This is a genomic window from Burkholderia sp. ZZQ-2, assembly GCF_050768715.1.
GTDB classification, from domain to species: Bacteria; Pseudomonadota; Gammaproteobacteria; order Burkholderiales; family Burkholderiaceae; genus Burkholderia; species Burkholderia cepacia.
Window position 1 is genome coordinate 14,996 of sequence record NZ_LDVA01000296.1, and the last position, 14,056, is coordinate 29,051.

Below are 14,056 nucleotides of genomic sequence, written 5' to 3' on the forward strand. Positions count from 1 at the left end.
AAGGACGGCATTGTGCCACGCGGCGCCGGCGCGGCCGGGCGACGGGCACGGTTTGCCGCGCGCGGGCGACAACTTTTCCGGCGCGGCGCGATCCAGGCCGGTCGGCGCTGCGTTCGAGCAGCGTGCACGGCAGTTTCTCGAACGCCGCGGCCTCGTGTTCGTCGCGGCGAACGTGACGATGCGCGGCGGCGAGCTCGATCTCGTGATGCGCGAGCCCGACGGCATGCTCGTGTTCGTCGAGGTGCGCGCGCGGCGCAGCGTCCGGCATGGCGGCGCGGCCGCGAGCGTCGGCTGGCGCAAGCGGCGGCGCCTGGTGGCGGCCGCGCTCCAGTTCTGGGCGCGCCACGGCGCCGGTGCCGCGTGCCGCTTCGACGTCGTCGCGTTCGAGGCCGGGCGGCTCGAGTGGCTGCGCGACGCATTTCGTGCCGACGATGCGTAGCCGCGAGCTGTGACGAGATGTAAAGAGTTCTTGCCGGACCCCCGGAGAGCGTGCCGGAGTACGGTAAACTCGCCGCACCCACGATGTCGCGCGATGCGTGCCGCGCGCCCAGTTCACCAGGAATCGATGTCAGTCGAACGTATTCAGCAACATTTCCGCGACAGCGCCGCGCTTCACGCCGAAGCGGCCGATGCACTGTCGCTGCCGATCGCAGCCGCGGTCGATGCGATGTTCGCCGCGCTGGCGAACGGCAACAAGATCGTCGCGTGTGGTGACGGCCCGTCGGCCGCCGCCGCGCACTACCTCGCCGTGTCGCTCGTCGGCGGCTTCGAGCGCGAGCGTCCGGGCCTGCCCGCGATCGCGCTGGCCACCGATGCGTCGCAGGGCGGCCTCGCGGGTGCGGTGTCCGCCGAGCAACTGTTCGCCCAGCAGGTGCGCGTGCTCGGCCAGACCGGCGACATCCTGCTGGTGCTCGATCCGGGCGGCGCGTCGCCGCGCGTGCTGGCGGCGATCGACGAAGCGCACGAGCGCGAGATGACCGTCGTCGCGCTGACGGGCGGCGACGGCCACGCAGTCGCGGCCGCGCTGTCCGACACCGATATTCCGATCAACGTGCCCGCCATTCGTGCGGCGCGCGTCCACGAAGTCCATCTGCTGACCATCCACTGCCTGTGCGACGGCATCGACGCGATGCTGCTGGGTGAGGATTGAACGAAGGAGAGCCGTCGATGAATCAAAGCCGCGTCAAACAGACGCTCGTCAGAACCACGCTGCTCGCCGCGCTGACGGCGGGTCTCGCCGTGTCGCTGCAGGGTTGTGTGCTCGGGATCGTCGGCGCAGCGGCCGGCGGCGGCGCGCTGGTCGCGACCGACCGCCGTACGCTCGGCGCGCAGACGGAGGACCGTGAGATCCAGGTCAAGTCGCTCACGCAGATCAACAACGGGCTGCCCGACCAGTCGCACGTGAACGTCACGGTGTTCAACCGCCGCGTGCTGCTGACGGGCGAGGTGCCGAACGATGCATCGAAGCAGCGCGCCGAGGAAATCGTGCGCGGCATCAACAACGTGAACGGCATCGTCAACGAGCTGTCGGTCGAGCCGGCGTCGTCGCTGTCGTCGCGCGCCAACGACTCGTATCTCGAGGGGCGCGTGAAGTCCGAGCTGATCGCGACGAAGGGCATCTCGGCGAACTACTACAAGGTGGTCAGCGAACGCGGCAACCTTTACCTGATGGGGCTCGTGACGGTCGACGAGGGCAATCGCGGCGCGGAAGCCGCCAGCCAGGTGCCCGGCGTCGAGAAAGTCGTGAAGGTGTTCCAGTACGTGAAGCCGCAGGACGCGCAGGCGCTGCAGGCGGCGTCGCCCGCGAGCGGCGCGTCCGGTGCGCAGGCCGCCGCGCCGGCGGATACCGCGACGGTGGGCGCCGTGCCCGACGCGTCGGTGCAGTCCACGCCGCTGCAGCCGCCCGCGCCGATCTCGAATTCGTCGAGCGTGCACCCGGGCAACCCGAAGGCACCGTCGCAATGAAGAGCACGCAGATGAAGCAATTGAAACAGTGGATGATGCAGGGCGCTGCAGCCGCGGCGCTCGTGGCGGGCACGCTGGGCGCCGCGCACGCGGATGTCGGCGACGGCCTGAAGGTGGCGCGCGGCAATGCGTGCATGGGCTGCCACGCGGTCGATCGCAAGCTCGTCGGCCCGTCGTTCAAGGAAGTCGCCGCCCGCTACAAGGCCGATCCGCAGGCCGTGGCAAAGCTGTCGAAGAAGGTGAAGGAGGGCGGCTCCGGCGTCTGGGGCGCGATTCCGATGCCGGCGCATCCGCGCATGAGCGACGCCGACGCGCGTTCGGTGGTCGAATGGGTACTGGCTGGCGCGCCGTCAAAGTAATGCTTCAGGGGTGACTCAACCCCTATTGCCAAGCGCAGAAATGCGTGTGTATGATGGTCGACTGTTGGGGCGGTAGCTCAGCTGGGAGAGCGTCGCGTTCGCAATGCGAAGGTCGGGAGTTCGATCCTCCTCCGCTCCACCAACGGAATTTGAAAGGCCCGATCGCAAGATCGGGCCTTTTTGTTTTTGGGTTCCGCTGCGACGGTGGGCGTGGGCGGCACCGTCGGGTGCGCCGCTTTCGACGTGATGCGCAAACTCGCCGCGCCTAGGTCGCCAGCTCGTGAATGAACCTGAACGCCGGCACCGACAGCACGGCGAATCCCACCGTGATGGCCGCAAGGATCGCGATCCTCTTGCGCAGCAGCGCGAAGAGGGCGATCGACAGTCCGCAGAACACGCAGGTCAGAATGAGGACCCACCAGAGCGCGGCGTAGCCTGCACCGCCTTCGAAATTCGATACGTTCTGCGTGATCCGGGTCGCGGCATAACCAGCGACGGTCATGCTCGCGGGCAGGCACAGCACCGAATACAGCACGAAGACGATGATCTGCCGCGGTGTCGGGTCGGGAGACGTCATGGCGGGCGCTTCACGTTGGGTGGGAGGGGCGCCGAACCGTCCGCCAAGCGGGCCGGCTCAGGCAGCCGGCAGGATGCGGGCGTTTCCGGTGTTTGGCAACCACCGCCCACCGTCAGGCTCACCCCCGCCCGAAACTCGGCCGCTTCGGATCGTAAGTCCACCCCGGCACGAGATACCGCATCGCGACCGCGTCGTCGCGCGCCGTCCCGCCGACCGCGTTGTACAACGCATGCGCGGCCTCGACCTGCGCCATGTCGAGCTCGATCCCGAGCCCCGGCCGCTCCGGCACGGCCACCTTGCCGCCGACGATCGCGAGCGGCTCGCGCGTGAGCCGCGCGTCGCCTTCCTGCCAGATCCAGTGCGTGTCGATCGCGGTGATCGTGCCGGGCGCGGCCGCCGCCGCATGCGTGAACATCGCGAGCGACACGTCGAAGTGGTTGTTCGAATGCGAGCCCCACGTGAGCCCCCAGTCGCGGCACAGCTGCGCGAGCCGCACCGAGCCCTGCATCGTCCAGAAATGCGGATCGGCGAGCGGGATGTCGACCGCCTGCAGCCGCACCGCGTGATCCATCTGCCGCCAGTCGGTCGCGATCATGTTGGTCGCGGTCGGAATCCCCGTCGCACGGCGGAATTCGGCCATCACCTCGCGGCCCGAATAGCCGCCTTCCGGCCCGCACGGGTCCTCCGCATACGCGAGCAGGTGGCCTTGGCCGCGGCACAGCGCGACGGCCTCGTCGAGCGACCACGCGCCGTTCGGGTCGAGCGTCGCGCGTGCGTCGGGGAAGCGCGCCTTGATCGCGGCGATCGCTTCCATCTCGTCGGCGCCGGCCATCACGCCGCCCTTCAGCTTGAAATCGGCGAAGCCGTAACGCTCGACGGCGGCTTCCGCCTGACGCGCGATCGCGGCCGGCGTGAGCGCTTCCTCGTTGCGCAGCCGGAACCACGGGGCGCGCGCCTGCGCCTCGTCGCGATACGGCAGGTCGGTGCGGCCGCGGTCACCGATGTAGAACAGATAAGCGAGCATCGGCACCGCGTCGCGCTGCTGCCCTTCGCCGAGCAGCGCGGCGACGGGCACGTCGAGAAACTGCCCGAGCAGGTCGAGCAGCGCCGCCTCGATCGCGGTGATCACGTTGTCGAGCCGCAGGTTGATCTCGTGCGGCTGGCGCAGCACGGCCGCCTCGCCGGCCGACGTCACCTCGTGCCGGATCGTGCGGCCCGCGCCCGGGCCCGCGCCGGACAGCGCCGCGCGCACCGCGTTGAGGGTGGCCTGATAGCGTCCGATCGACTGGCCGACCACGAGATCCGTCATGCGCTCGAGCGCTTGCCGGATGCCTTCGCCGCCCGGCACTTCGCCGACGCCCGTGTGCCCGCTGCTGTCGTCGAGGATCACGAGGTTGCGCGTGAAGTACGGCGCGTGCGCGCCGCACAGGTTGAGCAGCATGCTGTCGCGGCCGGCAACGGGAATCACCCGCATGCGCGTGACGCGCGGGGTGCCGGCATGGCGGGATTCGGACATCGGTTCGCTCCTGGTTCCGGTGGTGCACGGGCCGCCGGCTGGGCCGGCGCGGCCCGCGCCGTTCATCGAAGCTCGACGCGGCGGATCTCGCCGACGACGAACACGTAGCAGATCACCGCGACGAGCGCGTGCGCGACCACATAGACGAGCGCGCCGTTGAACGAGCCGCTGCGGTCGACGATGTAGCCGATCGCGATCGGCGTCGTGATGCTGGAGAGGTTGCCGCACGTGTTGAGCAGCGCGCCGCTCAATCCCGCGATCTGGCGCGGCGCGGTGTCGGCGTTGACGGCCCAGCCGAGCGCGCCGAGTCCCTTGCCGAAGAACGACAGCGCCATGAACAGCACGACGAGCACGTGCGAATCGGTGTAGTTGCAGACGATCATCGACATCGACAGCAGCATGCCGAACACGATCGGCACCTTGCGCGCGACCGACAGCGAGCGGCCCTGCCTGAGCAGCGCATCGGACACGATGCCGCCGAGAATCCCGCCGAGGAACCCGCACACGGCCGGGATCGACGCGACGAGCCCCGCGTTGAGGATCGACATCCCGCGCGCCTGCACGAGATAGACGGGAAACCACGTGATGAAGAAATAGGTGAGCGCGTTGATGCAGTACTGCGCGACGTACACGCCGACCAGCATCCTGTTCCTCAGCAGCGCCTTCACGTGACGCATCGACGGGCCGCCGTCGCGGCCGCCCGTCGCCTGGTCGATGTTGACGAGCGCACCGCCTTCGGCGAGGTAGTCGAGTTCCGCGCGGTTGATGGTCGGGTGGTCCTTCGGGTCGTACATCGTGCGGTTCCACACCAGCACGAACGCGAAGCCGAGCATACCCATCACCGCGAACACCGACTGCCAGCCGAACGCGTGCACGAGCCAGCCCATCAGCGGCGCGAACACGACGGTCGCCGCGTACTGCGCGGCATTGAAGATCGCCGACGCGGTGCCGCGTTCGGCGGCCGGGAACCACGCGGACACGATCCGGCTGTTGGCCGGGAAGGACGGCGCTTCGGCCGCGCCGACCAGGAAGCGCAGCCCGAACAGCAGCGCGAACGCGGCCGCGCCGCCGAAAAAGCCGATCGTGCCCTGCAGCAGCGTGAACAGCGACCAGAAGAAGATGCTGAACGCATAGACGATGCGGGATCCATAGCGGTCCAGCAGCCAGCCGCCCGGCAGTTGCGCGACCACGTACGACCAGCCGAATGCGGAGAAGATGAAGCCGATCTGCACGTGGCTCAGGTGCAGCGCGCGGGCGAGGCTTGGGCCGGCGATCGCGATCGCGGCGCGATCCGCGTAGTTGATCGTCGTGACCGCGAACAGGACGGCCAGCACCAGCCAGCGCACGCGGGTGCGCCGGGCCGTTGCCGACGCGGACGCCGGCAGCGCGTGAAGCGGATTCATGACTGTCTCCTCCGAAGGGCGGAAGGTGCCGTCGTGCGGCTGGCGCGTCGAAAGCGCGCGTTTCTGGGTGACGGTGCTGCCGGCCGGAGGCCGGACGCCGAGGCCCGTGCGGGCCGGAGCGGGGCGTCCGGATCATTCTGTCATGTCGATATTTGCGCTTTCATGCCAATTACTGACTTGATCGATTCAGCCTTTGAATCGATCGGCCGCGACGCGTTCCCGCGCATCGCCGCGCTGCGGGCGCGGCTCGCCGACGATGCCGGCGTGCGATTCGCGCACGCCGTCGAGGAAGGCCTGCCGCTGCCGGCTTCGTCGGCGTTCGAGGGCCATGTGTCGCTCGACGACGTGCTCGCGAGCGTGCGCGGCGCGGCGACGCCGGCACCGGCTCTGAGGAACTGACCGCGCCACGCGGTCGCCCGCACGGCGGGATGCTGGCGATATTTTTACCCGGATGATATTGACATTCAATTTATACCCGGATGAAAATAGCGCCACTCCGACTCCTGCCTGCAGGCGACCACGATGACAACCTCCACGCTTCTTCCTTCGTACACGGTGTTCGACGGCCACCGGCGGCTCGCGACGGGTCCGCTCGTGTCGGTCGCGCTCGCGGCCCGGGAGGCCGGCGACGCGAGCACCGGCACGATCCTGATCTTCGACGACGCGACCGGCCGCTCGATCGACCTCGACCTGCGCGGCACGCCGGACGAGATCCGCGCGCGCTTCGCGCCGCCGTCGGGCGACGACGCATCCGCAACCGTCGGCGAGCCGGCCGGCGCGGGCGAACCGCGCGGCCGCGGCCGGCCGAAGCTCGGCGTCGTGTCGCGCGAGGTCACGCTGCTGCCGCGTCACTGGGAATGGCTTGCCGCGCAGCCGGGCGGCGCGTCCGTCGCATTGCGCAAGCTCGTCGAGGACGCACGGCGCACACATGCGGCGGCCGATCGTCTGCGCGACGCGCAGGCGCGCGCCTACCACTTCATGTCGGCGATGGCGGGCGACCTGCCCGGTTTCGAGGAGGCCGCGCGCGCGCTGTATGCGAACGACCTGGCGCGGCTCGCCGGGCTGATCGCCGGCTGGCCGGACGACGTGCGCAACCATGCGCTCGCGCTGGCGCGCGGCGATCTGCCGCCGTCCACCGACGACTGCTGAAAGGAGCTTCCGACGCAATGACCGTATTCGACCTGAACCGTGGCGCGATCGCGCCGGTGGCCGACGAGGCCGATCTCGTCGACCTGCGCGTGACCGGCGCCGTCCCGCACGATCTCGACGGCACGTTGCTGCGCAACGGCCCGAATCCGCCGGGCGGCCGCTTCGAAGGGAACGACATGCTGTCGTGGTGGCCGGAAGCCGCGATGCTGCACGCGATCGCGTTCGAAGGCGGCCGCGCGACCGGCTACCGCAACCGCTGGGCACGCACGCAGCGCTGGGCCGCGGTGCATGCACCCGGGCAGGCGCCGCATCTTCCCGACACCAATCCGAACGTGAACGTGCTGCAGCATGCGGGCGAATTGCTCGCGCTGGCCGAAGGCGGCGCGCCGCTCGCGATCACGGCCGCGCTCGATTCGCTCGGCGCGCCGGCGCGGCACGCGGGCCTTGGCGGCGGGATGACCGCGCATCCGAAGGTCGATCCGGTAACGGGCGAGCTGATTGCCTTTCGCGCGGACTGGCGTGCGCCGTGGCTGCGCTACGGCGTGGCCGACGCGCAGGGCGTGCAGCGCGTCGAGATCGAAATCGACCTGAACGCGCCGTCGATGATGCACGACCTCGCGATCACCGAAACCCGCAGCCTGCTGCTCGACCTGAACGTCGGCTACGACTTCTCGCTGCTGAAGCAGGGCCACCGGATGCCGCTGCGCTGGCACGACGACCGGCCCGCGCGCATCGGCGTGATCCCGCGCCACGGCGGCGCGGTGCGCTGGTTCGGCATCGAGCCGTGCTTCATCCAGCACGTCGTGAACGCGTACGACTGCGACGCGTCGTGCATCGTGCTCGATGCGGTGCGTTATCCGTGGTTCCTGCGGCTCGACGCGCGCACGGGCCGCTTCGCCGACAACCCGGTCGGCGAGCTGTGGCGCTACGTGATCGATACGGCGAACGGGCTGATCGACGAAGGGCCGCTCGCCGACGGCGGCATCGAGATGCCGCGCATCAACGAAAGCCGCACGGGGCGCCGCTACCGCTACCTGTATGCGGTGGAACAGCCGAACCATGCGGAAATGCGCGGCGTGATGCGCTTCGACCACGCGATCGGCACGACGACGCGCTATGCGGTGCCGGCCGGCGACCAGAACAGCGAGCCGGTGTTCGTGCCGCGACCGGGCGGCGTCGACGAGGACGACGGCTGGCTGCTGGTGATGGTCTACCGCGCGGCGACGGATACCAGCGACGTCGTGATCCTCGATGCGCGCGCGATCGACGCGGGGCCGGTCGCGACCGTGCACCTGCCGCGCCGCGTGCCGGCCGGGTTCCACGGCGCGTGGGTGCCGCGCGAGCGTCGAACGTGAGCGGCGGCGCGCGTCACTGCGCGCGCAGCGCGTCGACGATCTTCAGCCGCGCGGCGCGCATCGCCGGCAGGAACCCGCCGACGAGCCCCATCACGAGCGAGAACAGCAGCGTCTTCACGACGATCGCGGGCGTCAGCACGAAGCGGAACGACAGGTCCGCGAAGGTCTGGAAGTTGGTCGTCGAGAACGACGCGAACTGCATCAGCGACGCGCACGCGAGCCCCGCGACGCCGCCGACGAAGCCGAGCAGCAGCGCTTCCAGCAGGAACGCGGCGAGCACGTTCGTGCGCTTGAAGCCGAGCGCGCGCAGCGTGCCGATCTCGGCGACGCGGTTCGCGACCGATGCGTACATCGTGATCATCGCGCCGATCATCGCGGCGATCGAGAAGATCGTCGACAGCGTGATGCCGAGGATGTTGATGAACTTCGACAGCGCCTTCGACTGGTCGCCGTAGAAGGTCTGCTCGCGTTTCGCCTCGTCGGTCAGCCGCGGGTCGACGTCGATGTCGGCCTTGAAGCGCGCGAAGCCGTCGGCGCTCGGTATGCGCAGCACCATCGACGAATAGCTGGTGCGCCGGAACGACTGCATCAGCTGGTCGACGTCGCCCCAGATCTCCGAATCGAAGCCGCTGCCGCCCGCGTCGAAGATGCCGACGATGGTCCAGTCGCGCTGCGCGAAATGCAGGCTGTCGCCGAGCTGCGTGCCGCTGAAGCCTTTCGCGATCGCGCTGCCGACGATGATTTCCGACGAGCCGGGCGCGAACATGCGGCCGGCGGCGAGCGTCACGTGCGGGCGCAGCGCGAGGCCGGCCGGCGACACGCCGCGGATCACGACGTTCGACGGCTTGCCGGTCGACGTCTTCACCAGCGAGATCAGCACGACCGCTTCCTTCGACACGAGCGGCCGGCCGTCGGGGCCGGGCGCGACGGCCGGGTGCATCTCGAGCGCATTGGCCTGCTGATGGTCGATCGAGCTCTGGATCTCGGTTTCGGCGCCCTTGCGGATCACCACCGCGTTGTCGGGTTCGCCGGTCGAGACGAGCGTCTTCGTGAGCCCCGCGTCGAGCATCTGCACCGTCGCGAACACGAAGATCACGAGCGCCATCCCGCCGGCGGTCAGCGCGGTGGTGAGCCGCCGGGTCCACAGGTTGCGCGCGATGTAGTTGAGCGGGATGGCCATGCGTGTCGTTATCCGATCGCCCGCAGGCCTTCGACCACACGCACGCGCGCCGCCTGCCACGCCGGCACGATCGCGGCCGCGAAGCCGACCGCGACCGAGCACGCGGCCTGCAGCGCGACCGTCCCGGTCGACACCTTGAACACCGGGAAGATGCCGCCTGCCGCCTGCTTGAACAGGCTCGCGGCGGGCGGTGTCGCGAGGATTCCGAGCCCGCCGCCGGCCACCGCGATCACGACCGATTCGCCGAACACGATCAGCGCGAGGAACCCGGGGCCGAAGCCGAGCGCCTTCAGCGTCGCGTATTCGGCCGTGCGTTCGCGCGCGCTCATCGCCATCGCGTTCGCCATCACGGCCATGATGATCAGGATCACCACGTACGACACCAGGCGGATCGCCGCGATGATCTGGTTCGACATCGCGACGAAGCCGAGCTGGAACGCCTGCTCGGTTTCGGTCAGCGTCTCGGCGAGCGAGTTCTTGAACACGGCGTCGACGTTGCGTGCGATCGCCGCGCCGTCGTCGGGGTTCGCGACGCCGAGCACGAATACGCCGACCTGGTCGGCCTGCTTCGGCGTGCGCTGCCGCACCGTCTCGTTCAGGTATTCCCAGTGAAACACCAACTGGCGCGTGATCGTCGAATCGTCGCGGCCGTCGAGAATCCCGCGCACGACGAAGTCCCACGTACCCGGATAGATCGTGCCCTTCAGCGGGATCACGTCGCCGACCTTGAAGCCGAACTGATCCGCGAGCTGGCGCCCGACCAGGCAGCCGCGCCGGTCGCGGTTGTAGTCGGCGCGCTGCTGCTCGGGCACGATGAATTCCGGGTACAGGTCGAGGTAGTTGTCCGATACCGCGAAGCTCGCGAAGAAGTTCTTCGGGTCGCGGTAGATGCCGCCGAACCAGTTCGAGCGCACCACGGCCGTCACGCCTTCGACGCCGCGGATCCGGTTCTCGTAGCTCACGGGCAGCGGAAACACGAGCGAGATCGCGTTGCGCGTGACGAGCCGCCCGCTGGACGCGGCGGCCGCGCCCGCGTACCACGCGTCGACCACCGTATGCAGCAGCCCGAACGCGAGCACCGCGATGGTGAGCCCGAGCACGGTCAGCAGCGTGCGCAGCCGGTGCCGCAGCGCGTTGCGCGCGATCAGCTTCAGCACGTACATCGCACGCGCTCCCGCAGCCGGTCAGCCGGCGTGCCCATCGATCAGCTCCCCTTTTTCCAGGTGTACGAGCGAGCGCGCGGCGCCGGCCGCGTGCGCGTCGTGGGTCACCATGATGATCGTCTTGCCGAGCTCGGCGTTCATCCGCTGCAGCATCGCGAGTACGTCGGTGGCCGACGCGCGGTCGAGGTCGCCGGTCGGCTCGTCGGCGACGATCAGCACGGGGTCGGTGATCAGCGCGCGCGCGATCGCGACGCGCTGCTGCTGGCCGCCCGACAGCTCGGACGGGTAGTGGCTCGTGCGGTCGCCGAGGTTCACCATGTCGAGCACGAGCTCGACGCGCTCGCGCCGCTCGCGGCGCGACAGGTGCGTGAGCATCAGCGGCAGCTCGACGTTCTCGAACGCGGTGAGCACCGGCATCAGGTTGTAGAACTGGAAGATGAAACCGACGTTCGCCGCGCGCCATTCGGCCAGTTGCGCTTCCGCGAGCAGCGAGATGTCGAGCCCGCCCACGCGCAGCTCGCCGCTGTCGGGCCGGTCGATGCCGGCCACGAGGTTCAGCAGTGTGCTCTTGCCGGAGCCGGACGGCCCCATCAGCGCGACGAAGTCGCCTTCGCCGATGTCGAGCGTGATGTCGGTCAGCACGGGCACGATCTGGTTGCCGCGCCGGTACGACTTCGCGACGTGGCTGAGCTCGACGAGGGGCGGCGGGGCGTCGTTCACGCGTGCGCTACTTCTTCGCGACGGCCACTTTCGCGCCGTCCTTCAGCTTCGTGCCCGGCGCGAGCACGACCGTGTCGCCGGGCTTCACGCCGCGGATCGCGACGAGCTCGCCGATCCGCATGCCGGCGGTCACGGCCGTTGCATGCACGACGTCGTCCTTCACGACGAACACGACCGGCCGGCCGTCGCGCTCGACCACCGCGCTCGCCTGCACGGCCGTCACCGGCTGCCGGTCCTGCGCCGACACCGGCTTCGACAGGAACGCGATCTTCGCGCTCATGTCGGGCAGCACGCGCTCGTCGCGGTCGACGAAGCGCACCTTCACGAGCACGGTGGCCTTCGAGCGGTCGACGGTCGGCACGATGCGCGACACGCGGCCCGCGAAGCGCATGTCGGGCAGCGCGTCGAGCTGGATCTCGCACGGCTGCTCGGCGCGGATCTTCGCGATATTCGATTCGGCGACGTCGGCCTCGACCTCGAGCGTGTCCATGTCGGCGATCGTCACTACCGCGCCCTTGCTGTCCGACGCGGACGAGAACGGCGTGATGTTGTCGCCGACGTTCGCGTGTTTTGCGAGCACGATGCCGTCGAACGGCGCGCGGATCACCGTCTGGTCGACCGCGACCTGCGCGGCCTGCGCGTTGGCCTCGGCGGACGCGATCGCGGCCTGGTCGCTGCTGAGCGATGCGCGCGCCTTGTTCACGCGGGCGGTATCGATGTCGAGCTGCGCGGCCGGCACGGCGCCTTTCGGCGCGAGCGCCGCGGTGCGGCGGAACGCGATTTCGGCGTCCTTCAGCTCGGCCTGCTGCACGCCGAGGTTCGCGCGGGCGACCTTCACCTGGGCGAGCGCCTGCGAAAGCGATGCCTCGACGTCGCGGCTTTCGAGCCGCGCGATGATTTCGTCCTTCTTCACGCGCGTGCCTTCCAGCACGCCGAGCCATTCGACGCGCCCCTGGCCCTTCGACGCGACTGCGGCCTTGCGCTGCGGCACGACGTAACCGGTCGCATTGAGCTGCGTATCGTTCTGGTACGGGTAGGCGGACGTGACGGTGGTGGTATCGACGGCCGGCCGGCCGGTCAGCGCGAGGCCGGCGGCGATCGCGACGACGACGATCGCGGCGGCGGCCGCATAGCGGGGCCACCGGCGCGGGCGGGGCGCCGATGCGAGCGGACGCCGGTCGATCTTCAGTTTGTCCAGATTGTGATCGGGCAATTTGAGCGCCTCGAGACGGCGGCGGCCCCGTATCGGTATCGGGGCCGGCCGCGATCCGGTTTCCGGGGAAAGGGACGGATGGACGCCAGTATAAGCGTCGCCCCGGCGGCGTGCGAGCGCGTTTGCGGCGCGGCGGCGGCGGCGGCCGAACCGGTCACGGACAGGGAAATACGGGTACGCCTCCGGGGAAACCCGAAGGGTGCAAGCAACGTGTCAACTCGCCGCGAATGCGGTGCGTTATGGAACCAGTGCGTCAGGTTTTGTCGCGACGGAACGGCGGAAGCCGGCCTCGCGGCCTGGGGCTCCGATGCGAATGCCTCGCATCTTTACTTACCGGTACGTTTGATTTTTTCTCCGCTAAAGGAAGAACAATGAAGAAGACGCTCGCTTCGATCATCGCTGCAGCATTCGCGCTCGCATCGGTTTCGGCATTCGCACAGGAAGCAGCATCGGCACCGGCAGGCGACACGTCGGCTGCCGCACCCGCCAAGAAGGATCACAGCAAGCCGAAGCACCAGCTGAAGCACCACGGTTCGAAGAAGGGCCAGGCGAAGGCTGCAGCCGCATCGGCCGCCGGCACGAACGACGCAGGCACGCAGAACTGAGCGGCTTGCCGCCACGGCCGGCGTTGCCGGTCATCGGTCGGCCAACCCCGCATGCTCCGGCATGCGGGGTTTTGTTTTTTCAGGCGCCCGATTCGCCCGGTTCGTCGAGCCGGCCGGGCGGCGGCGCGCGCATCGCGTCGACCACCGTGCGCATGCGCCGCCAGTGCGAGCCTTCCCAGAACACGCGCCGGCACACGTCGCACGCGGCGAAGCGCCGGTGCCGCTGCCGGACGCCGGCCGGCACGCGCGGCGCGGCGGCGGCCGCGTCGAGCGGATGCAGCGGGGCGTTGCAGCGCAGGCATAGCCGGAACGGGCGCATGTGCGGCGCGAGATCGAGCCGCTCGAACAGTTCGCGCAGCTGGTCGGCCGGCTGCAGCGCGTGCAGGTAGCAGCCGCGCTCGACCGCACGCCGCTTGAGCAGTTCCCGGTCGCGGGTCAGCACGATCCGGCCCTCGCGCGCGGCGAGCGCCGCCAGTTCGTCGTCGCGGTAGTGGTTGTCGTAGCAGGTGTCGAAGCCCGCGAGGCGCAGCAGTTGCGCGAGGCCGCCGAGATGCGCGTCGGCGACGAAGCGCCATGGCCCCGGTGGCGGCGCGGCGACTCCGCGGGCTGCCGGTTGCGCGCGCTCCGGAAAGGCTTCGACCCGGTCGCCGTCGTCGAGCGGCCGGTCGAGCGCGGCCGGCGCGTCGTTGATGCACAGCCGGCCGATTTCGGTATGCGGGACGCCGAGCGCCTCGATCGCGTGCTTCACCGTCGCATCGCGCGCGCAGGCGTGCCCGAACGCGCGGTCGCGCTGCGCGCGCGGGAGAAACGCGTTCAGTTCGTCGTGGAAGCGGAAGGTCGCGATCGCCATG

General features: G+C 69.6%; 16 protein-coding genes and 1 tRNA gene. 9 read left to right on the forward strand and 8 right to left on the reverse strand.

The features are described 5' to 3' along the window. Positions 1–10 precede the first annotated feature (10 nt). From ABY44_RS25715 to ABY44_RS25735, 5 genes are all read left to right on the forward strand, one after another. On the forward strand, positions 11–439 hold the full coding sequence (locus ABY44_RS25715) for a YraN family protein (protein ID WP_185625681.1): 429 nt from the start codon (positions 11–13) through the stop codon (positions 437–439). A 126-nt stretch (positions 440–565) separates the two neighbouring features. After that, positions 566–1,150, forward strand: a complete 585-nt coding sequence (locus ABY44_RS25720) for an SIS domain-containing protein (RefSeq protein WP_060175016.1) — start codon at positions 566–568, stop codon at positions 1,148–1,150. 17 nt (positions 1,151–1,167) lie between these two features. Then, positions 1,168–1,965, forward strand: coding sequence for a BON domain-containing protein (locus ABY44_RS25725; protein WP_027788619.1), 798 nt, complete (start codon positions 1,168–1,170; stop codon positions 1,963–1,965). Next, the gene (locus ABY44_RS25730) at positions 1,962–2,324 is read left to right on the forward strand and encodes a c-type cytochrome (RefSeq protein ID WP_060174996.1); all 363 of its coding nucleotides are present in this window, start codon (positions 1,962–1,964) and stop codon (positions 2,322–2,324) included. The genes ABY44_RS25725 and ABY44_RS25730 overlap by 4 nt, the downstream gene beginning before the upstream one ends. A gap of 66 nt (positions 2,325–2,390) precedes the next feature. Then, a tRNA-Ala gene (locus tag ABY44_RS25735) sits at positions 2,391–2,466 on the forward strand. A 123-nt stretch (positions 2,467–2,589) separates the two neighbouring features. Here the strand turns inward: ABY44_RS25735 and ABY44_RS25740 are convergent. From ABY44_RS25740 to ABY44_RS25750, 3 genes are all read right to left on the reverse strand, one after another. Then, positions 2,590–2,901 (reverse strand): hypothetical protein, encoded by a 312-nt coding sequence (locus ABY44_RS25740; RefSeq protein ID WP_060174997.1) that lies wholly within the window; start codon positions 2,899–2,901, stop codon positions 2,590–2,592. A gap of 118 nt (positions 2,902–3,019) precedes the next feature. Further along, positions 3,020–4,417 carry an enolase C-terminal domain-like protein gene (locus ABY44_RS25745; RefSeq protein WP_060174998.1) on the reverse strand — a complete coding sequence of 466 codons (1,398 nt, stop codon included), beginning with the start codon at positions 4,415–4,417 and terminating at the stop codon, positions 3,020–3,022. A 62-nt stretch (positions 4,418–4,479) separates the two neighbouring features. Next, positions 4,480–5,820: an MFS transporter gene (locus tag ABY44_RS25750; protein ID WP_060174999.1), complete on the reverse strand. Its 1,341-nt coding sequence runs from the start codon at positions 5,818–5,820 to the stop codon at positions 4,480–4,482. 162 nt (positions 5,821–5,982) lie between these two features. Between ABY44_RS25750 and ABY44_RS25755 the strand changes: the two genes are divergently transcribed. The 3 genes from ABY44_RS25755 to ABY44_RS25765 all read left to right on the forward strand — a co-directional run bounded on the left by ABY44_RS25755 (position 5,983) and on the right by ABY44_RS25765 (position 8,324). Beyond that, positions 5,983–6,219, forward strand: a complete 237-nt coding sequence (locus ABY44_RS25755) for a hypothetical protein (RefSeq protein ID WP_431642596.1) — start codon at positions 5,983–5,985, stop codon at positions 6,217–6,219. A gap of 123 nt (positions 6,220–6,342) precedes the next feature. Next, the gene (locus tag ABY44_RS25760) at positions 6,343–6,969 is read left to right on the forward strand and encodes a DUF2239 family protein (protein WP_060175001.1); all 627 of its coding nucleotides are present in this window, start codon (positions 6,343–6,345) and stop codon (positions 6,967–6,969) included. A gap of 17 nt (positions 6,970–6,986) precedes the next feature. Continuing rightward, on the forward strand, positions 6,987–8,324 hold the full coding sequence (locus ABY44_RS25765; protein ID WP_060175002.1) for a carotenoid oxygenase family protein: 1,338 nt from the start codon (positions 6,987–6,989) through the stop codon (positions 8,322–8,324). Positions 8,325–8,337: 13 nt separating this feature from the next. On the opposite strand, the gene ABY44_RS25770 is transcribed toward ABY44_RS25765, so the two are convergent. From ABY44_RS25770 to ABY44_RS25785, 4 genes are read right to left on the reverse strand one after another with little or no spacing between them, the layout of a single operon-like run. Next, positions 8,338–9,504 carry an ABC transporter permease gene (locus ABY44_RS25770; RefSeq protein ID WP_060062363.1) on the reverse strand — a complete coding sequence of 389 codons (1,167 nt, stop codon included), beginning with the start codon at positions 9,502–9,504 and terminating at the stop codon, positions 8,338–8,340. A gap of 8 nt (positions 9,505–9,512) precedes the next feature. Continuing rightward, positions 9,513–10,667 (reverse strand): ABC transporter permease, encoded by a 1,155-nt coding sequence (locus ABY44_RS25775; RefSeq protein ID WP_060175003.1) that lies wholly within the window; start codon positions 10,665–10,667, stop codon positions 9,513–9,515. Between the two features lie 21 nt (positions 10,668–10,688). After that, positions 10,689–11,387 carry an ABC transporter ATP-binding protein gene (locus ABY44_RS25780; protein ID WP_027788609.1) on the reverse strand — a complete coding sequence of 233 codons (699 nt, stop codon included), beginning with the start codon at positions 11,385–11,387 and terminating at the stop codon, positions 10,689–10,691. Between the two features lie 7 nt (positions 11,388–11,394). Next, positions 11,395–12,600 carry an efflux RND transporter periplasmic adaptor subunit gene (locus ABY44_RS25785; RefSeq protein ID WP_060084489.1) on the reverse strand — a complete coding sequence of 402 codons (1,206 nt, stop codon included), beginning with the start codon at positions 12,598–12,600 and terminating at the stop codon, positions 11,395–11,397. A gap of 371 nt (positions 12,601–12,971) precedes the next feature. On the opposite strand from ABY44_RS25785, the gene ABY44_RS25790 reads away from it, so the two are divergent. Further along, positions 12,972–13,205: a hypothetical protein gene (locus ABY44_RS25790; RefSeq protein WP_027788607.1), complete on the forward strand. Its 234-nt coding sequence runs from the start codon at positions 12,972–12,974 to the stop codon at positions 13,203–13,205. A gap of 79 nt (positions 13,206–13,284) precedes the next feature. On the opposite strand, the gene ABY44_RS25795 is transcribed toward ABY44_RS25790, so the two are convergent. Next, positions 13,285–14,055, reverse strand: a complete 771-nt coding sequence (locus ABY44_RS25795) for a Mut7-C RNAse domain-containing protein (protein WP_060175004.1) — start codon at positions 14,053–14,055, stop codon at positions 13,285–13,287. Position 14,056 lies beyond the last annotated feature (1 nt).